Consider the following 19,302-nt stretch of genomic DNA (forward strand, 5'->3'; position numbering starts at 1 on the left):
GCAGGTGGGTTAATGGACTCTAGTTGGAAAAAGGCTGTCGTCGCTCCGGAACAGACGATGGAGGACGCGCTGAAGGCGATTAATGCCGGCGGCTTGCGAATTGCATTTGTCGTCTCGGCAGCAGGAAAAATCCTTGGCACCGTCTCCGATGGTGATACCCGCCGCGCGTTGATTGCCCGTGTTCTCCTGACGGATAGCGTGACGCGAGTCATGAATCCGAATCCTCGCACCTTACCGCCAACCGCCGACCGCGAGCTCGTGCTCTCAATCATGGAGCAGCATGATCTCCTGGTGATTCCGATAGTCAACGATCAAAACGAGGTGCTTGGTGTTCACGTTCATCGGGAGCTGACGCAGCCGCATTCAAGAAACAATCTCGTTTTCATAATGGCTGGAGGTTTCGGAACGCGTCTCCATCCGTTGACGCTGAGTTGCCCTAAGCCGATGCTTGAGGTGGACGGCAAGCCAATCCTGGAGCGCACAATCGAGAGATTTATCGCTGCCGGATTTCTCAGGTTCGCTATCTCCGTTCACTACCTCCCCGATATGATCAAATCGCATTTCGGCGATGGATCTCGGTGGGATGCAAAGATCAGTTACATTGAAGAAAAGGAGCCGCTAGGAACGGCCGGAGCTCTCGGCTTGCTTGAGCGGCGCGAAGGGCAGCCTCTGATCGTGATAAACGGTGATGTCGTCACGGATGTAGATGTCCCCGCGTTGCTTGCGTTCCACACCAAGACAGAAGCGGCTTTGACGATGTGCGTGCGTGAGCACGATATTCAGGTTCCTTACGGAGTGGTCAAAACAGACGGCGCTGACGTGCTCGACGTGGTCGAAAAGCCGACGCACAAGTTTTTTGTTAATGCGGGAATTTATGTGCTCTCTCCGGCGCTGTTAAATTCTGTTGCCCCAAACGTCAGGCTGGATATGCCTGATCTCATAAGGCGCGCAATTTCGGATCGGAAATTGGTAAAGATGTTTCCGATACACGAGCGTTGGGCCGACATCGGAAGATTCGACGATTTCAACCGTGCGGTAGCCGGCTCGATTGGGCGTATTTAGCCCGGAATAGCTGGTCTAGCTTCAAAAAGCGCTCTCGCCCCTCAATGCAAGAATTCCAAGAACACTCCAGATCGCCGCGATCCGCCACGGATGTGCTGAGCCGCGCTTCGTTGCGCAAATTGTTGTCTGTTCTGACGCAGGGCGAGAAGCGGCGCTTGTATTTCGTTCTCGGCGGCTTGCTGATGACCGGCGTGGCGGATGTTCTGGGAATTTCGTCGATCCTGCCGTTTATGGCGATCATAGCAAAACCGGAATACGTTCACGAAGCGAAGGCGATGGCCCTTGCCTACGAATATTCCGGCGCGTCGACGATCAACGAGTTTCTTTCGATTTTGGGGATCGCGTGTTTATCGATCGTGTTGATAAGCAACGCTGCGACATTTGTTGTTCAGGCGTCAATTCTGAAGTTTTCCTATGAAGTGAGCAGGGGGCTTTCGCTGCGGATTTTGAGCAGCTACTTGAGCCAACGCTATGACTTTTTCTTGAGGCGCAACAGTTCCGGTCTCCTGCTCAGCACAATTGGCGAGGTCGAGGGGGTCGTAAATGGCGTGCTGTTGCCGGGACTTCAGGCAATCTCCAAAATCGTTGCGGCCGCCCTTATCTTGCTGTTGGTCATCATCGTTGATCCGATTCTGGCAGCTATTTTTCTGGCGACCTTCGGTGGAGCTTACGCCGCGATCTTCCTCGTAACGCGAAGGCGGGTTTCGTGGTACGGCGAGAAAAGCCAGATCGAAAGAAGGTCGCTGTTTGCCATCGCGTCAGAGGCTTTTGGTGGGATCAAGGAGCTCAAGCTGCTCGGTCGCGAGGGCTTCTATTTTCGTCGATTTTACGAGGCTTCCAATCGGCTACGGATTTATCAGACAAGATACAACGTTATTGCGGCAGTGCCCCGTTATCTCGTCGAGACGACGGCATTTGGGTCCGTCATCTTCGTCGTATTGTTCTTGTTGAATACAGGCCGCGATTTTCAGGCCGCGGTCCCCCTCCTGGTTCTCTATGCATTCACCGGCTATCGATTGATGCCGGCGTTCCAGGCCATGTTTCAGAATTTTACTTCGGTGCGGTTCAATTGGCCATCGGTTGAAATGGTTGCGGGTGAGATTGCCGGGCTCGAAAATTACGGCCAGCCGAATGACTTGGATGAAAGCAGACCGGCGCAGCTACATTTGAACGAATATATTGCACTTGATCGGGTGGGTTATGCCTATCCGCAGGCCTCAGGAGTGGTGATCAAGGAGATCAGCCTGAGGATCGACAAATGCTCAACGGTCGGGTTGGTTGGAGAAACGGGGGCAGGTAAAACGACGATTGTCGACATCCTGCTTGGAATTCTCTCCCCGTCCTCGGGCGAGTTGCTGGTCGATGGAACGCCCATCCAAGATAGAAACCGAAGGAGCTGGCAGGAAAACATCGGTTACGTCCCTCAGCAGGGCTTTCTGTCCGATGCTTCAATATCGAGTAATATTGCATTCGGTGTCCCGCTATCCCTCATCGATGGTGCGCGCGTAGAAGCTGCCGCGCGCATTGCGCAGTTGCACGATTTCGTTTCGCAGCTCCCGGATGGCTATCAAACCGTGGTCGGCGAGAGAGGCGTTCGTTTGAGCGGTGGACAGCGTCAGCGTATTTCGATTGCCAGAGCCCTTTATCAGGATCCCGCCGTCCTTGTTTTCGATGAAGCCACCAGCGCTCTGGATGGTCTGACAGAAGACGCTGTTGTGGACGCGATCCGGCGTCTTACGCACCGAAAGACCATCATTACCATTGCGCACCGACTGTCGACGGTCAGGGACTGCGACGTCATTTACCTTCTCGAAAACGGAAGCATCGTGGATTCGGGCACTTTTGATGAGTTGATCGCACGCAATCGGGTCTTCCAGGGGTTGGCGAGGCACGAAAGCTGAAGCAAATTAACAAGCTCGCGGCATGATTAAGTTTTCTTGCTGTCTTGTCGTATCTGTCGAGGAAACTTGACGATGCATTCGATATCTGGGCTGCTCAAATACTGGTTGGCCGATCGCTTTTCGATCCCTAGTTCGCAGCTGCTGGGACGAAGATCCTGGTCCCAGGAAGGGGAGGATCTCATCCTGGCGCGCTATATGGAGCCGCGGCGGCGTGGCTTCTATGTCGACGTAGGAGCGCATGATCCATTTCGATTTTCCAACACGGCCTATTTTTATCGGGAGGGTTGGTCGGGCCTCAACATTGAGCCTGATCCGGCGGGCGCAGCGCTGCTGCGCAAGCATCGTGCTCGCGACACGACACTAAACATGGGCATCGGTCCGGCATCATCGGAAATGACGTTCTTTCGTTTCAACGACGCCGCGCTCAACACTTTCAGCGCTGAGCTTGCGCGGGAGCGTGTCACTGCGAGCGGATACATCATCGTGCAGGAGCTCAACGTTCCGGTAGAGCGATTGGACGCTGTGCTGGCGCGCCACCTAAAATCCGGGCAGAAAATCGACTTCATGACGGTTGATGCAGAGGGTCTTGATCTTGAGGTGCTGCGTTCGAACGATTGGACGAAATTTCGTCCCGATGTCGTCGTCACGGAGATTCTGAATGTCTCCGAACTTGAGCTCGTCAAGCAGCCGATTGGGCAGCTCATGGTCAGCGTGGGCTATCGTCCAGTTGCCAAGGCCGTGAACAGTGCGTTCTTTGCCGCCGATGAGTTCGTGCTGTGACAGCGCCGATTGTTGTCTTTGCGTACAATCGTCCGCAGCATCTTGCACGAGTGCTGAGAGCGCTCGCTCTCAATGCTGGCGCGGATCGCTCGGCTCTAATTGTCTACTGCGACGGACCGAAAGGTGAAATGGACGCGGCGCTGGTTGCGCAGACTCGCGAGATCGCCAAGGCGACGACTGGATTCGCCTCTGTCGAAGTGATCGAGCGGCAGGAAAATTTCGGTCTATCGTGTTCAATAATTGGCGGAGTCAGTGAAATCTGCGGCCGGTTCGGCCGGGCGATCGTGCTCGAGGACGACGTGGTGCCGACACCATTTTTTCTTGGCTATGTTAACGACGCGCTTGATTTCTATGCCGACGATGACCGCGTGATCAGCGTCGGCTGTCACACCTTTGACAGTGGCTTCGACCTGCCGGAAACGTTTTTTCTGGACATCCCGGATTGCTGGGGGTGGGGGGTCTGGCAGCGCAGCTGGTTATCGTTCGAGACCAATGGATTGGTGCTACTCAATCAGATTCGGTCCCGCAACGCTCAGGCAATCTTTGACGTCGACGGCGTGTATCCTTACACCAGCATGCTGGAGGCTCAAGTGCGTGGCGAAAACCAATCCTGGGCAATTCGCTGGTATGCGCAAGCCTTTCTCAGCGGAAAACTGGTGCTTTACCCGCGGCGCTCGGTCACTCTCAACATCGGCTTTGACGGTAGCGGTACGCATGGCGGTGAGCGTAGCGGTTACCGCGGGATTCAGGTTATCGACCGTCCGATCAGTGTGAGCGCGACCGCCGTCCAGCAATGCGTGCCGGCGCGCGAGGCATGGAAGTTGGCGCTGCTCGCCATGGCGGGTGCGCCGGTGCCGGCTCTTGTTCGCGCGATCAAGCATCGTCTGCGGCGCGCCTATCGCAGGCTTGCGCCTCACATCGGAAAAGCGGCTTCATGATCAGAAAATTAGCGAGGCTCGCCAGATCCGTTCAGCACCTGCCCGCGGGCCTGACCGAACGGCTTGATCGCGTGCAGGAGGCGCTTGGCCGGATCGAGGCGCGTCAGACCGCGAATGTTGCCGTTGGCGATCTCGCGGCCGCGGAATTCAGGGTGTCATCTCAGTGGGGTGAAGACGGCATCATCGAGCACCTTTTGCAGCATGTGCCAATCGAGCGGAAGATCTTCGTCGAGTTCGGCGTGCAAGACTATCGCGAGGCGAATACGCGATTTCTGCTATCCATTCGCAATTGGTCGGGCCTCGTGATGGATGGCTCTGCCGAGAATATCGCCGCGATCCGCCGTGATCCCATATACTGGCGCCATAACCTCAAGGCTGAAGGTGTCTTTGTCACCGCGGAGAATATCAATGAGGTGATTTCGCGCCATGGTATCGGCGGCGATATTGGACTTCTCTCGATCGATATTGATGGAAACGATTATTGGGTATGGCAAGCGATCGATTGCATTTCGCCCCGCATTGTCGTCGCCGAATACAATGCACTGTTTGGTGCGAAGTCGACGGTTTCGGTACCCTACGATCCTTCATTTCAGCGGACGCGGGCCCACTACTCGAATCTGTACTGGGGCTGCTCGCTGGGCGCCTGGAATCATCTTGCGGCATCCAAAGGCTACGCTTTGGTGGGCTGTAATTCAGCTGGTAACAACGCCTTCTTTGTCCGGACCGACCTTCTTGGATCCTTGCTAAAGCGAGATCCTACTGGTGCGTTTCGGCCGGCCGAGTTCCGTGAGGCTCGCGACCAAAGCGGCGCGCTCTCCTATCTAGACCGGCACGCTGCTGTTGAACTGATCCAGGACCTTCCACTGGTCGACGTGATCGACGGGAGCATGACATGTTTGCGGAACGGGCGCCGATAGATTGTTAGCTCTGTGGGGCAGCGCGATCGATATGGAGAAGAGCCGGCCGGTGCTTAAGCGGTTAGCTAGATTCCTGATGCCTCCGGGCTTACCCTGGCTGATGCACCGAATCAAACATGGCAACACTGGTTTGGTCGGAGCGTACCCATCTTGGGAGGAGGCAAAAAAGCACTCCTGCGGGTACGACGAGGATCAAATTGTTGCTCGGATCGTCAACACAACGCGTGCGGTGGTCGATAGTGAGGAGCAGCTGTTTGATCGCGACGGGGTCATATTTCGTGCGGCGATGCCGCCATTTCCGTTGTTGACCTTCTTGCTCCGTTCAGCCATTCGAAGCGGAGACTCGCTGTCTGTCCTCGACTTTGGCGGCGCGTTGGGCTCCACGTATAGGCAGTGTCAGCCATTTCTCAAGGATATTCGGTCGGTCCGGTGGCATATTGTCGAAACTCCGAAACTGGTGGTCGCCGGTCGAGAGTTTGCTACCGAAAACCTTCGTTTCTTCGAAACAATCGAACCAGCGACGCTGGAGATGGAGCCGGACATCGTGCTGTTTTCTGGCGTCCTGCAATATCTCGATGACCCGTTCGGCATTCTCGCAAAAGCTGTCTCGCTTAATCCCGAGTTCATTGTCGTCGACCGAAATCCGTTCTGCTCTTCGGCCCGGGATTTGTATACAGTTCAAGTCGTTTCGGACGAGATCTTTCCGGCTAGGCTTCCGTTCAGAGCATTCAGCAACGAAAAATTCGCGTCGGTTTTCGGAGGCGATTATCTGGAAATAGGACAATTCGAAACCGTAGATCCGGAGATGTTTGTTCGCGGGGAGAGCGTGCGATTTCTCGGGAAGGTATGGGAAAGAAGGTCCGAGCGGGGTAATTTGCATGTCGTATGAACGCATCGAGCGCGATGGAACGTTGTTTGCCGAGGTGATCTGGGCCGGCACGACGGTTGAGAAAAGCCGCTTCTACTCCGATGCAAACTCGTCGCTGCAGTTCGGGTTGCTGGCGCACGAAGCTGGCTTCATCGAGCCCGCTCACTTCCATCATCCGATCGACCGGAAGATCAGCGATCTTCAGCAGATGTTCGTCGTGCAGCGCGGCGTTGTCGCGATTGATTTTTTCACCAGCGACGGTGAAAAGTTTCGCGAGGTCATTCTGAAAGTCGGCGATGCGATTAATCTCGTACACGGTGTTCATGCGGTCCGCGTGATCGAGGACATGCAGTGTGTCAGCGTCAAGCAAGGGCCGTTTTTCGGCGATAAACTCGATAAGGTCAATGTCAGCACAAAATAGAATTCCGGTTCACGAACCGGACATCGGCGAGGACGAAATTCAATCGGTTCTTGCGGCACTGCGGCGCGGCGAAATTTCAGGCTCGTTCGGCAAGGCGTTGCCGGAATTCGAGGAACGCTTCGCGGCATTTGCCGGATGCAAATTCGGCATTGCCGTTACAAGTGGCACGACCGCGCTGCAGCTAGCAGTTGCAGCCGCCGGCATCGGCCGTGGCGATGAAGTTCTGATGAGCGCCTCGACCAATATTGCGACCTCGCTCGCCGCCTATCACAACGGAGCGGTCTCCGTGCCGATCGATTCGGAAGCGGTAACATGGAATCTCGATCCCGACCTGATCGAAGGCCTCATCACGACGAAGACCAAGGCGATCATCCCGGTCCATCTGTTCGGTCACCCCTGCGAGATGGACAAGATCATGGCCATCGCTCGCCGGCACAATCTCGTCGTCATCGAGGATTGCGCGGAGTCGCACGGCGCCACCTGGCAAGGCCGCATGACCGGCAGTTTCGGAGACATGGCCTGCTTCAGCTTTTACGCCAACAAAATCATCACGACCGGTGAAGGCGGGATGGTCACCACCAACGATGCGGCGCTTGCCGATAAATTGCGTTTGTTGCGCAACCTTGGGTTCGGCAAGCCGCGCTTCTATCACGAAGTGCCGGCCTTCAATTTTCGGATGACCGGGATGCAGGCCGCGCTTGGTCTCGCCCAGCTCGCCAAGATCGATCACTTCATTACCGAGAAGCGGCGCGTTGCGGCGACCTATGGCGAGTTTCTTGGGAACATTCCGGGCATTCAGCTGCCGGCAGAATTGCCCGAGGCGTTCAACGTCTATTGGATGTATGCGATCGTCATCAAGCCGGAATTCGGCCGCAGCCGCGATGAGTTGGCAGCGATTCTGTCGGAGCAGGGCATCGAAACGCGAACGTTCTTCTGTCCGATGAACATGCAGCCGTTCCTTCGGGCGCAGGATGGTCACCGTGACATTCCTTGCCCGGTCGCGGAAGGGCTGTGGTCTGACGGGTTTTATCTCCCGTCCGGCAACCAGCTTGACCGCCCTTCGATCGCCCGCGTCTGCGGGGCAATCGCCAAGGCGAGGCGCTGACGCGAATGCATGTCGGGGCGGTGATTGCGGGTTTCGACCCGCAATCGGGCGGCGGCCACACCTTCGAGCAGGAGGTCCTGTGGGCGTTGAAGGACGCGGCCTCGTCGTCGGCGCACCGCTTCACGGTGCTTGCGCCCTCGGCGGCAGGGGAGCCGCTGAAACAAGCGCTGTCAGGAAGTCTGGGCGTTGCGGATGTTCCGCAACGTACCGGTCGTATCCGTTCAATGCTGTTTCGCGAAATCGAGGCGGTGAGGGCGCATTGGCGCCGTCCGAGCGATCTCGATCGTGTCGCGCGCGCAGAGAAGATCGACTTCATCTGGTTTCTCAGTGCGCATCAGCAGCGGACGGACCTTCCTTACATGACGGTGGTCTGGGACCTCCAGCATCGTGCGACGCCGTGGTTTCCGGAAATGAGCGCGGGCGGTGTCTGGGACAGCCGTGAAGCATCGCATCGCTGGTTCCTGCAGCGTGCGACAAAAATCGTTACAGGAACGGATGTCGGCCGCGAGCAGCTGAAGCAGTTTTTCCAGATCCCTGCTGAGAATGTGTTGATCCTGCCGCACCCGACGCCGTCCTACGCTCTTGCCGCAGCTCCCTTCGAGAGCGCGTCCGCGGTCGCGCGTCTCGGACTCAAACAGCCCTTTGTGCTTTATCCCGCGCAATTCTGGCCGCACAAGAACCACGCCAATCTCCTGCTTGCGATCTCGGAGTTGAAGCGGCGAGGCCGGGAAATCCATCTTGCTTTGGTTGGCTCCGACACGGGCAACCGCCAGTTTGTCGCCGATCTGGCCGCGCGTGAGGGAATTTCCGAGCTGGTTCGCTTCCTGGGCTTCGTCTCCCGCGAGGATCTCGTTGCGCTCTATCGCGAAGCGCTGGCGCTGACTTATGTGTCCTGGTGCGGACCAGAAAACATGCCGCCGCTGGAAGCATTCGCGCTCGGCTGTCCGGTAATTGCCTCACAAATTCCAGGGGCTAACGAGCAGCTAGGCGATGCCGCCTTGATGTGTGAGCCGGGCGATCCCAAGGGCATTTCGGAAGCCGTCGAACGGTTGACATCGGACGGCGCATTGCGTGGGCGTCTGGCCGCAGCGGGTCTCGCCAGGGCAAAACGTTTCACTCCGTCCGATTACGTGGCGGGCGCGATCGGCTTTTTAGATCAATTCGCCGCAATTCGCCGCTGCTGGCCTTGAGTTTCGGTTCCATAGGGCAATGCGTATTTCCGTCGTCACTCCGTCCTTCAACATGGGGCGCTATCTGGAGGACACCATTGCTTCGGTGCTCGCCAATCTCCGTGACGGCGACGAATATTTTGTCATCGATGGCGGGTCGACGGATGAAAGCCTCGATATCATCAAGCGCCACGAAAAGCGGCTCACCGGTTGGGTGAGTCAGCCCGACAACGGATATGCCGATGCGATCGCCAAGGGCTTTGCGCGGGCAAGCGGGGATATTCTTTGTTGGATCAATGCTGGCGATCTTTATCTTGCAGGTGCGTTCGACGCTGCCCGAACAATGTTTGAGCCGGGCATGGATCTTATTTTTGGAGACGATTTCTATGTTGACGAAAATAACAAGATTCTCGCTTTCAGCCGTGGCTGGGTTCCTGATCTGCGAGCCGCCATGCTCTATGGCGGTTGGACTCCCTTGCAAGACTCCTGCTTCTGGCGCCGCGAACTTTACCACAAGATCGGGGGAATGGACGCCAGGTTGCGATATGCCGCTGACTACGATCTTTTCCTGAGAATGGCTTTGGCTGGTTGTGCTAGTTATGTGCCTGTCACGTTTAGCGCCTTCCGTCGCCATGCCGGGCAGAAGTCGATCTCGGGCCTGATCGATTACAACAATGAGCGCCGCCGAACAAGAAACAGGGAAATTAAGGCAATGCAGTCGGGTAAGTTTTCGAAAGCGCTCTATGGCGGAATTAACCGACTGGCAATGAGTGCTCGTGCACGCCTTGGACCGCTAAGGTGGCGCAGGCCCGATCTTGTCGGCACATCGGTGACGGCTTTGCCATGTGGCGCCTACTGGCCTGCAAAAAATCAGTTTTAATGACGTCTTGCGATGACAGAATTTGCCAAGCGTTGGATTGGAGCGGTATTCGATTTGCGTCGCTTGGTCGCTTTGCGATATTTGCCGCGCTACCTGGCGGATTGGCTCACGTTTCGCAAACAGGCTGGGGAGTGGTCGGTCGCCGTCGCCGACAGTTATCCCTGTCTTGCCGATCGATTGCCAGAAACGCCGTTCGATCCGCACTATTTTTATCAAGGCAACTGGCTGGCGCGGCGGCTTGCCGAAGCCAAGCCGAACCAGCATGTCGATGTTGGCTCGAGCATCTTGGCGATAGGTGTTCTTTCAGCACATGTACCGACGATCTTTGTCGACTATCGGCCGCTCGTTGTTCATCAACGCGGACTGAATTGTGTTGCGGCCGACATAAATCGGTTGCCGTTTGCCGATCGTTCGCTGGCGAGCCTGTCCTGTCTACACGTCATCGAGCATATCGGCCTCGGGCGATATGGCGATCCGATCAATCCGGATGGCGCGCGTCTGGCTGCGCTGGAGTTGCAGCGCGTGATCGGAGCCGGTGGAAAACTCTATCTATCGACACCGATCGGGCGAGAGCGGGTCTGTTTCAACGCCCATCGCGTGTTTATGCCTGCGACGATCGTTTCATGGTTCCCACAATTGCGCTTGACCGGTTTCGCTTATGTGTCGGACGAGGGCGCGCTTTATCAAGGGGCTTCGCACGAACACGTTCCGCAACTCGACTACGGTTGCGGTTTTTTCGAATTTCAGCGCTAAAGGCGGTCGGCGTTTCCTTCAACTTTCACTTTTCCTGATGCTTTCCGGATTGCGACATTCCCTTGCCAACAGCGACTTCTTCGCGTTCAACGTGCGCAACCGCGATATCTGGGTCGCGGAGCAGGCGGCGCAGATACCCGCGGGGTCAAAAGTGCTTGACGTTGGCGCCGGTTCAGCCCCCTATCGGGCGCTGTTTGCCCACTGCATTTACAAGACACACGACTTTGCGCAGCTGAAGAACGAACAACTGCGTTACGGCCGCTATGCGCCTATCGACGTCGTCTCTGATGCGAAAACGTTGCCTGTGCCGGACGCCAGCTTCGACGCTGTCATCTGCACCGAGGTCCTGGAGCACGTTCCCGAACCTATCGCCGTGGTGCGTGAAATCGCCCGGATCGTTGCCCCCGGAGGCCGCCTAATCCTTACTGCCCCGCTGGGCTCAGGGATCCATCAAGAGCCTTATCATTTTTACGGCGGTTACACGCCTTATTGGTACGATAAATTCTTGGACGATGCTGGCTTCGAGTCTGTGACGGTCTCTTCCAACGCGGGCAGCTTGCGGCATATCTCGCAGGAGACCATTCGCTTTGTCCGTATGACCCGGCCATTCGGCTTTGCGGCGCCCTGGTTGACGCAATTGGCTTGGCTGCCTTTCTGGCTTCTGTTTGCACCAGTGCTGCTTGTCGGTGTGCCGGTTGCGGCGAAGCTGCTCGACCGCTTCGACCGTGAACGTCGCTTCACCGTCGGTTATCATGTATCGGCCATCCGCAAGCGGGTCGCTCCGGTCCCATGAAGATCCTGTGTGTATTAAGCCGATTTGCCTACGGCAGGTCGGAGCGCGGAGAGAACTATGATTATGTGCACTTCGTTCCGACGTTGGAGCGCTTGGGCCACGAGATCAGCTTTTTCGATTCGGGCGACCGCTCGCTGCATGCGGATTTCGCTGCACTGAATGTCGCGCTATTGGAACGCGTTGTTACGTTTCAGCCTGATGTGATTTTCTGTGTGCTGATGCATTACGAGATCTGGTTCGACACGCTGGACTTGATCCGCGCCAACAGCCCTGCGCTGATTGTCAATTGGGGCACCGACGATTCTTGGAAGTTCGCACAGGCTTCGCGGTTCTTTGCGGGCCACGTCGATCTCCACGTAACGACTGATCGCAGCGCAGACGAGAACGCGCGGTCGTGGGGAATCGACAACGTCATGCTGTCACAATGGGCTGCCTCCGAGACTGATCTCGGAATTCCGCGTCCGTCCGCCCAATGCGGTTATGACGTAAGTTTCGTCGGCAGCATGTACGGTTATCGCGCTACGTGGATCGAATCGCTGCGTCGTGCCGGGGTCTCGGTCGCCTGTTTTGGGCATCGCACGGAGAATGGTGTCGTCGACTCCGCCCGCATTCCCGAGATTTTTCGAGCCTCGCGGATTTCGTTGAATTTTTCCGGGGCGGGCCAAAATCCCGACAGCACCAAAGGCGGCGGTCGTCAAATCAAAGCACGTACGTTTGAGGTTCCTGGCGCCGGCGGGTTTTTATTGACGGAGGTGGCACCGGGACTCGAGCGATATTTCATCCCAAACGCGGAGATTGCGACTTTCTCGTCTCCGCAGGAGTTGGTGGCGCGAGCGCGTTATTTCCTAGAACACACCGATGAACGCGACACGATCGCGCGCGCCGGCCACGCGCGCACTCGAAATGACCATACCTACGAGAAGCGCTTCGCAGCAATCCTGGTCAGGCTTTTGGAGATTGGAGCCAAGCGAAAGAGCCAGGCATGGACGCTGTCGCCGGATGCGCTTACGCGCGCGGTTTCACGTCACCGCAGGAATGGAGCACTGGCCTGGCTTCGCACTCTGACGAGCGGTCCGCTTGTCATGGCCTTTGGCCGCAAGCGAGGGCCACGCGCCGCTCGCCGGCTCCTGTACGAATTGTCGTGGCGCATCTGTGGGGCAACTACATATCGTGCAAGCGGTGTGCCAGGCCGACTATTCTATCACGAAAGCTAAACGTGGTAGGGATAGGACATCCGATCAACACGATCCACGCAGCGACAAACGGGAAACCGAAAAGCTATCCGTCAGTCTCGGTCATCATGTCGATGCGCAACAGCGCCCCGACCGTGGGTGCGGCGGTGCGCTCGGTTATCATGCAGACGCTGCAAGATTGGGAGCTGATTGTCATCGACGACGGCTCGTCGGACCAGAGCAGCGCCATCGTCGAAGGCTTTAACGACGATCGTATCTGCCTTGTCCGTGAAGCCCAGTCCGCTGGCCTCGCGGCGCGTCTCAATCAGGCGGTTGCTCTCGCAAGAGGCGAGTTCATTGCCCGGATGGACGCCGACGACATCTGCTTTCCAGAACGGCTTTCGCAGCAGGTTGCCCGCTTGCGGCAAGAACCACAGCTCGATCTGATCGGTTGCGGCGCTTTGGTTTTCACGAGCCGCGGCGTAGTAATCGGCGAGATGCCGGCCGGTCTTGAACATCGCGACATTGTTGAGCGTCCTTTTGCCGGCTTTGCGCTCCCGCACCCGACCTGGTGTGGACGCAGCGATTGGTTTCGCAACAATCCCTACGACGCCAGGCTGCGATATGCAGAAGATCAGGATTTGCTGCTGCGCAGTTTTCGCCACAGCAGGCTCGGCGGCCTCGATCAGGTTCTCCTCGGCTATCGTCAGGATCAACTGGCGCTGAGGAAGCTCATCCCGGGCCGGGCGACGTTCGCGAGATCTGCCTGGCGCAATGGAATGGCGACGGGGAAGGTTTTCCCTGCGTTGCTTGGGATCTCAAACCACGTTGTAAAGGGTGTCGCGGATGTTGCGACGCTGGCATTGGGTTTCAACCGGCTGATGCAATCACGGCGCTTCAAGCCGGTCTCGCCCGTGGTTGCCGAGACCTGGCGGCAGTTGCAGGAAGAGCTAGATGTCCTCCGCTCCAGTACCGTCAGGGGCGCGGGCTGATGTGCGGCATTGCGGGTCTGTTTCGCCCGGGCGGGGGCGAGGAAGGCGAGCTTTCGACGATTGCGAAGTTCATGACCGATGCGCTGACTTATCGCGGGCCGGACGCGGAGGGCTACTGGGCCAGTGCGTCAGCGGGCGTTGCCTTCGGTCATCGCCGGCTTTCCATTCTTGACCTGTCGCAGGCAGGCAGCCAGCCGATGCACAGCGACTGCGGCCGCTTCACGGTGACGTTCAACGGCGAGATCTACAACCACCTCGACATCAGGGCCGAACTGGAGGCCGCGGGCGAGGCGCCGAACTGGCGCGGACATTCCGACACCGAAACATTGCTTTGCGCCTTCAGGCACTGGGGCGCGCAGGCGGCGTTCCAGCGCCTCGTAGGCATGTTTGCGCTGGCGCTGTGGGACGCGAAGGAGCGGACGCTGACGCTCGCCCGCGATCGCTTTGGCGAGAAGCCGCTGTTTTACGGCTGGTGCGGGCGAGATCTGGTCTTTGGCTCCGAACTGAAGGCGCTCGGGACACATCCCGCATGGTCTCCGGCGCTCGATCGCTCTTCGCTGACCTCGTTAATGCGTTACGCTTATGTTCCCGCGCCAGCCACCATATGGACGGGCATCCGGAAGCTGCCGTCTGCGTCTTGCGTCACCTTTGCCCCGGGTACCGCTCCAGGCGTCATGCCGGAGCCAAAGTCGTATTGGTCGTTGCGTGAGACGGTCGTGGCGGCGCAGACGAAGCGCATCGCGGACGAACGGGAGGCGGTTGCCGAGTTGCAGCGCCTGCTGTCGATCGCGGTGAAGCGTCAATGCCTGTCGGATGTGCCGCTCGGGGCATTCCTGTCCGGCGGGATCGATTCATCCACCATCGTTGCGCTGATGCAGGCGCAAGCCAGCCAGCCGGTTCGCACCTTCACGATTGGCTTTCGGGAAGACGCGTTCGACGAAGCGGCCGAGGCGCGCAAGGTTGCCGCTCACCTCGGCACCTCGCATACCGAGCTTTATGTTGATCCGCAGACGGCGCGGAATGTCATTCCGAAGCTGCCCACGATGTATGACGAGCCGTTCGGCGATTCCTCGCAGATCCCGACGCATCTGGTGTCGGTGCTCGCACGGCAGCATGTCACGGTGGCGCTGTCGGGCGATGCCGGTGATGAGCTGTTCGGCGGCTACAATCGTCATGTCTGGGGTAACAGCCTGAGCCGGCGATTTGGCGCGTTGCCGGCGCCGCTCAGACATATGCTCGGCGCGGTGCTGCGTGCGATCTCGCCGGAGCCCACTGACACGATCGCGCGTATGATGGCGCCGCTATTGCCGCAGCGATTCAATATCCGACGCGCCGGTGACCAGGCGGCCAAGCTTGCGCGTATCGTTGGCTCGACGTCGTTCGATGACATGTACCGGGAGCTCTGTTCGATCGACCGCGACCCGGCGCAGACGATCCTTCACGGCGAGGAGGGCGAAAGCTGGTCGGCCGATGAGATGGACAAGGTGAACGCCGCGCTCGATCCGCTCGATCGCATGACGCTCGCGGATTCCCTGAGCTACCTGACTGACGACATCCTGCAAAAGGTCGATCGCGCCGCGATGGCGGTTGCGCTGGAAACCCGCGTGCCTTTTCTTGACAAGGACGTGGTGGAATTTGCCGCCCGAATTCCACCAGACATGAAGGTTCGCGACGGCCGCGGCAAATGGCTGATCCGGCAGTTGCTCGATCAGCACGTGCCGGCCGCCCTGGTCGACCGGCCGAAGACCGGTTTCGGCATTCCGATCGACGACTGGCTCCGTGGCCCACTCAAGCCCTGGGCCAGCGATCTTTTGTCGCCGGCGCGGCTGCAAACCCAGGGTCTGTTCAACGTCGGCCGCGTGACCGCGCGGGTGAGCGAGCATATGAGCGGCCGCCGCAACCATGGCTCCTGGCTATGGAATGTCTTGATGGTGCAGGCCTGGCACGATCAATGGTGCACGAATTGACCGGCGCCAGTCCGGAGTCGGGACGAGAGGGGTTAGCCATTTCAGCCGTTTCCCCTTGCGAACTCCTTGCCAACAGCTAAACAACCCTTGGGTCTGGAAGTCACTTGATGTCGTCGCGGCGGAAAATCGCAGTTATCGGTTTGGGTTATGTCGGGCTGCCCGTTGCGGTCGCCTTCGCGCGCGAAGGTTTTGTGGTCACGGGGTTCGATATCGACGTGTCGCGTGTCCGGGAGCTGAAGAGCGGGCAGGACCGCACGCGCGAAGTCGAGACAGCCGATCTCAAGCATCCAGCGCTCAGGTTTACCAGCGAGGCCGAAAGCCTTCGCGAGAGCGATTTCTTTATCGTGACGGTGCCGACCCCGATCGATGAGGCGCGGCAGCCCGATCTTCGCGCCATCTTCGAGGCGTCGCGTCTTGTGGGCGCGGCCCTCAAGAAGGGCGATATTGTCGTCTACGAGTCGACCGTCTATCCCGGCGCGGTCGAAGAAGAATGCGCGCCTATTTTGGAACAGTGTTCTGGCCTGAAAGTGGGCGCCGATTTCAACATCGGCTATTCGCCGGAACGCATCAATCCCGGCGACAAGCAGCATCGTCTTGAATCGATCACGAAAGTGGTTTCAGCACAGAATCCGGAAACCCTCGATATCGTCGCCAGCGTTTACGGGGCGGTCGTGAAAGCCGGCATTCATCGTGCGCCCTCGATCAAGGTCGCCGAAGCCGCCAAGGTGATCGAGAACACGCAGCGCGATCTCAACATCGCCTTCATGAACGAGCTCTCGCTGATCTTTCAGGCGCTTAAGATCGACACCGGCGATGTGCTTGCCGCCGCCCGCACGAAATGGAATTTCCTTCCCTTTCAACCCGGCCTCGTCGGCGGCCACTGCATCGGGGTCGATCCGTATTACCTGACCTACCGGGCCGAAAAGGCCGGCTATCACCCCGAGGTCATTCTCGCCGGCCGGCGGATCAACGACGGCATGGGCCAGCGCGTCGCCAAGGAATGCGTGAGAGGATTGTTGCGGCGAAAGGGAGCAGGGGGCGTCGTCACGATTCTCGGCCTGACCTTCAAGGAGGATGTTCCGGACACGCGCAACTCCCGCGTTGTCGACATCGTCCGCGAACTCGAATCCTTCGGCCTTAAGGTGCAGGTACACGATCCTCTCGCGAGCCCCGAAGACGCGAAGCATGAATACGGCTTGACCATTACCGAGCTCGGCGCTTTAGGTCCGGCTGATGCGGTCATTCTGGCGGTCGCGCATGGCAGCTATGTTGAAGGTGGCTGGCCGCTGATCCAAAAGTTGCTGGTTGGCGGCTCGGGTCTGGTCTTCGATATCAAGATGAAACTCGACCGCAGCCAAAAGCCTGATGACGTCGAGCTATGGCGGTTGTGAGCGCGGAACCGGTGAAGGCAATGAAAGAAGGTCAGATCCTCGTCACTGGGGCTGCGGGCTTCATCGGCTTCCATGTTGCACAGCACCTGTTGTCGTCCGGCCGCGAGGTCGTCGGTCTCGACAGCGTCAACAATTATTACGATCCGTCGCTGAAGCAGGCGCGCATCGATGTCCTGAAGCAACAGCCGAAGTTCAGCTTCGTAAAAGCCGATCTCGCGAATCGCGAAACAACGAAGTCGCTGTTTGCGAAACACCGTTTTCCCGCCGTCATCCACCTCGCCGCGCAAGCAGGCGTGCGCTATTCGCTGGAAAATCCGCACGCCTACGCGGATGCGAATATCGAGGGCTTTCTGAATGTGCTCGAGGGCTGCCGCCATCACGGCTGCGGACACCTTCTCTTTGCATCCTCATCGTCAGTCTATGGCGCCAACACCAGGCTGCCATTCTCAGTGCAGGACAATGTCGATCACCCGATCAGCCTTTATGCCGCATCGAAGAAAGCCAATGAGCTGATGGCGCACGCCTACAGCCATCTGTATCGGATTCCCTGCACGGGCCTTCGCTTCTTTACGGTGTATGGTCCCTGGGGCCGTCCGGACATGGCGATCTTCATCTTCGCCAAGGCGATTCTGGAGGGCAAGCCGATCCGACTGTTTAACCACGGGAACATGCGGCGGGATTTCACCTATGTCGACGACGTAGTGGAGGCGATCGCGCGCCTGATCGATCGTCCGCCGCAGGGCAACCCGGCTTGGTCCGGCGACAATCCCGATCCCGCTTCTAGCGCCGCGCCGTGGAAGATCTACAACATTGGCAACAATCGTCCCGAAGAATTGGAGCATGTCGTAGCGCTACTGGAGAAGGAATTCGGCCGTCCAGCGATCAAGGAGATGCTGCCGATGCAGCCGGGCGATGTTCTAGCGACCTACGCTGACATCGAAGATCTTGCTCGTGACGTTGGCTTTAGACCTGCTACAACGATCGAGGACGGCATCGCGCGATTTTCAAAGTGGTTTCGCGAATACCAGAATTAATAAAGAGACCGCAGAATTGGGCTCATCAGTAGTAACTCGAACGCCGCGCAGCAGGCGACCGAACGGCAATTCGTTTGACTCGCGTGATTGAAATATAGCCGGGGTTAAATATTCCTCAGAGATGGCAGCGCAACGTGTCCTGAGGTCTGGCGATAATCTATAACGCCTCCGCAGCCGCCGAAGACGCGGTGTACTCGAGCTTGACTCAATCCGTCGACGGAGTTGCAGTGATGTAACATACCGTGTCGCGCCAAGCCGGCTGCCAATAGATGTCATCAATTTTGAAGCCGTTATCAAGAATTATCTTTTCGAGATTGTTGAACGTCGGATGAAAAAGATGGTGATCTTTAAAGCGTCTGAAGCCGATCGTAGTAAGGATTGGCCGCGCGATCTCTTTCAATTGGCGGTCGATTGCTCGACGACCGCTTTTTCCGCCGTCGACGTAGAGACCTATTACAAGTTTTCCAGCCGGTTTTAGGACTCGTCTTGCTTCTATCAAGGCGAGATCTGGACTATGAACGTGGTCGAGCATCGATCTCATGTGAACCCAGTCAAAGCTCGCTGCCTGAAAGGGCAGGAATTCAGCACAGGCAGCGATAAAATTCAGATGCGATTTCAGGCAGGGATAAACGACCTTTTTTGCAGGCGGAATATTATCTAAGCAGTCGATGAATGGATCAACGGATACGAATTGTGTATCTGGCGGAATAAAGTGACGGACTGATCCCGCCCCGCCGCCAACGTCGAGTATACGGCCATACATCCTGATGTGGTCGTAAACGGGCACTACCCCATCAACCTCGTTCTTGTAGTCTTCGATTGTTGAGCGCTCCCAGCCTTCGTAGGCAGACTGGCCATCGTCCCATTGCACGAACCCGATTGTGTTCCTCAAGAACCGGCGTGCGTCGATCACGCCTCCAGACGTGCCGATTTCATTCGGCGTTGTGGGAAGTTTGGTGAGCGGATCCGCCAAAATATCCAAAACCCATCGATCGAGCGCAACGCCCTGCTTTATCGTTATCGTTGCCTGAGGTGAGCGTTGGTCATCCGTCATATTGATGGGTCGCGTGGTCATTTTTCGCCGTGCTCGGTGGTGTAGATCTCAGAAAATTATTTAATATCAGTATTGTGGCACCTATACCCATTTCGAGTGCGGAAT

18 protein-coding genes are annotated in these 19,302 nt (G+C 57.6%); 17 read left to right on the plus strand and 1 reads right to left on the minus strand.

The genetic code is table 11. The features are described 5' to 3' along the window. The first annotated feature begins 12 nt into the window (after window positions 1-12). From BUA38_RS24855 to BUA38_RS24935, 17 genes are all read left to right on the plus strand, one after another. The gene (locus BUA38_RS24855) at window positions 13-1,062 is read left to right on the plus strand and encodes a nucleotidyltransferase family protein (RefSeq protein ID WP_072822062.1); all 1,050 of its coding nucleotides are present in this window, start codon (window positions 13-15) and stop codon (window positions 1,060-1,062) included. Between the two features lie 110 nt (window positions 1,063-1,172). After that, window positions 1,173-2,963 (plus strand): ABC transporter ATP-binding protein, encoded by a 1,791-nt coding sequence (locus tag BUA38_RS24860; protein ID WP_172806087.1) that lies wholly within the window; start codon window positions 1,173-1,175, stop codon window positions 2,961-2,963. 72 nt (window positions 2,964-3,035) lie between these two features. Beyond that, a complete protein-coding gene (locus BUA38_RS24865) occupies window positions 3,036-3,743 on the plus strand; it encodes an FkbM family methyltransferase (protein ID WP_244553328.1) in 708 nt (235 codons plus the stop codon). A gap of 128 nt (window positions 3,744-3,871) precedes the next feature. Next, complete coding sequence (locus BUA38_RS24870) at window positions 3,872-4,681, plus strand: hypothetical protein (RefSeq protein ID WP_083587758.1); 810 nt, start codon at window positions 3,872-3,874, stop codon at window positions 4,679-4,681. A 71-nt stretch (window positions 4,682-4,752) separates the two neighbouring features. Continuing rightward, the gene (locus tag BUA38_RS24875; RefSeq protein WP_197685875.1) at window positions 4,753-5,598 is read left to right on the plus strand and encodes a hypothetical protein; all 846 of its coding nucleotides are present in this window, start codon (window positions 4,753-4,755) and stop codon (window positions 5,596-5,598) included. A 31-nt stretch (window positions 5,599-5,629) separates the two neighbouring features. Beyond that, on the plus strand, window positions 5,630-6,487 hold the full coding sequence (locus tag BUA38_RS24880) for a methyltransferase, TIGR04325 family (RefSeq protein ID WP_156898704.1): 858 nt from the start codon (window positions 5,630-5,632) through the stop codon (window positions 6,485-6,487). Between the two features lie 22 nt (window positions 6,488-6,509). Then, the gene (locus BUA38_RS24885) at window positions 6,510-6,887 is read left to right on the plus strand and encodes a hypothetical protein (RefSeq protein ID WP_156898705.1); all 378 of its coding nucleotides are present in this window, start codon (window positions 6,510-6,512) and stop codon (window positions 6,885-6,887) included. Next, window positions 6,871-7,992 (plus strand): DegT/DnrJ/EryC1/StrS family aminotransferase, encoded by a 1,122-nt coding sequence (locus BUA38_RS24890; RefSeq protein ID WP_072822070.1) that lies wholly within the window; start codon window positions 6,871-6,873, stop codon window positions 7,990-7,992. Before BUA38_RS24885 ends, BUA38_RS24890 begins: the two co-directional genes overlap by 17 nt. Window positions 7,993-7,997: 5 nt before the next feature. Further along, window positions 7,998-9,182 carry a glycosyltransferase family 4 protein gene (locus BUA38_RS24895; RefSeq protein ID WP_072822072.1) on the plus strand — a complete coding sequence of 395 codons (1,185 nt, stop codon included), beginning with the start codon at window positions 7,998-8,000 and terminating at the stop codon, window positions 9,180-9,182. A gap of 19 nt (window positions 9,183-9,201) precedes the next feature. Beyond that, entirely contained in the window at window positions 9,202-10,041 is an 840-nt protein-coding gene (locus tag BUA38_RS24900) for a glycosyltransferase family 2 protein (RefSeq protein WP_072822074.1), read from the plus strand. A 63-nt stretch (window positions 10,042-10,104) separates the two neighbouring features. Next, on the plus strand, window positions 10,105-10,794 hold the full coding sequence (locus tag BUA38_RS24905; RefSeq protein WP_244553042.1) for a DUF268 domain-containing protein: 690 nt from the start codon (window positions 10,105-10,107) through the stop codon (window positions 10,792-10,794). A gap of 37 nt (window positions 10,795-10,831) precedes the next feature. Then, window positions 10,832-11,587: a class I SAM-dependent methyltransferase gene (locus tag BUA38_RS24910; protein WP_072822078.1), complete on the plus strand. Its 756-nt coding sequence runs from the start codon at window positions 10,832-10,834 to the stop codon at window positions 11,585-11,587. Beyond that, a complete protein-coding gene (locus BUA38_RS24915; protein WP_072822079.1) occupies window positions 11,584-12,801 on the plus strand; it encodes a CgeB family protein in 1,218 nt (405 codons plus the stop codon). The genes BUA38_RS24910 and BUA38_RS24915 overlap by 4 nt, the downstream gene beginning before the upstream one ends. 2 nt (window positions 12,802-12,803) lie before the next feature. Further along, window positions 12,804-13,751, plus strand: a complete 948-nt coding sequence (locus BUA38_RS24920; protein ID WP_276328175.1) for a glycosyltransferase family 2 protein — start codon at window positions 12,804-12,806, stop codon at window positions 13,749-13,751. Continuing rightward, window positions 13,751-15,718, plus strand: coding sequence for an asparagine synthase (glutamine-hydrolyzing) (gene asnB / locus BUA38_RS24925; protein WP_072822083.1), 1,968 nt, complete (start codon window positions 13,751-13,753; stop codon window positions 15,716-15,718). Before BUA38_RS24920 ends, asnB begins: the two co-directional genes overlap by 1 nt. A 107-nt stretch (window positions 15,719-15,825) precedes the next feature. After that, the gene (locus tag BUA38_RS24930) at window positions 15,826-17,109 is read left to right on the plus strand and encodes a nucleotide sugar dehydrogenase (protein WP_072822085.1); all 1,284 of its coding nucleotides are present in this window, start codon (window positions 15,826-15,828) and stop codon (window positions 17,107-17,109) included. 20 nt (window positions 17,110-17,129) lie between these two features. Further along, a complete protein-coding gene (locus tag BUA38_RS24935) occupies window positions 17,130-18,143 on the plus strand; it encodes an NAD-dependent epimerase (RefSeq protein ID WP_072826413.1) in 1,014 nt (337 codons plus the stop codon). A gap of 205 nt (window positions 18,144-18,348) precedes the next feature. Here BUA38_RS24935 and BUA38_RS24940 read toward each other — a convergent pair whose 3' ends face one another. Continuing rightward, the gene (locus tag BUA38_RS24940; RefSeq protein ID WP_072822087.1) at window positions 18,349-19,218 is read right to left on the minus strand and encodes a class I SAM-dependent methyltransferase; all 870 of its coding nucleotides are present in this window, start codon (window positions 19,216-19,218) and stop codon (window positions 18,349-18,351) included. Between the last annotated feature and the right edge of the window lie 84 nt (window positions 19,219-19,302).

Source organism: Bradyrhizobium erythrophlei, assembly GCF_900142985.1.
Lineage (GTDB): Bacteria > Pseudomonadota > Alphaproteobacteria > Rhizobiales > Xanthobacteraceae > Bradyrhizobium > Bradyrhizobium erythrophlei_B.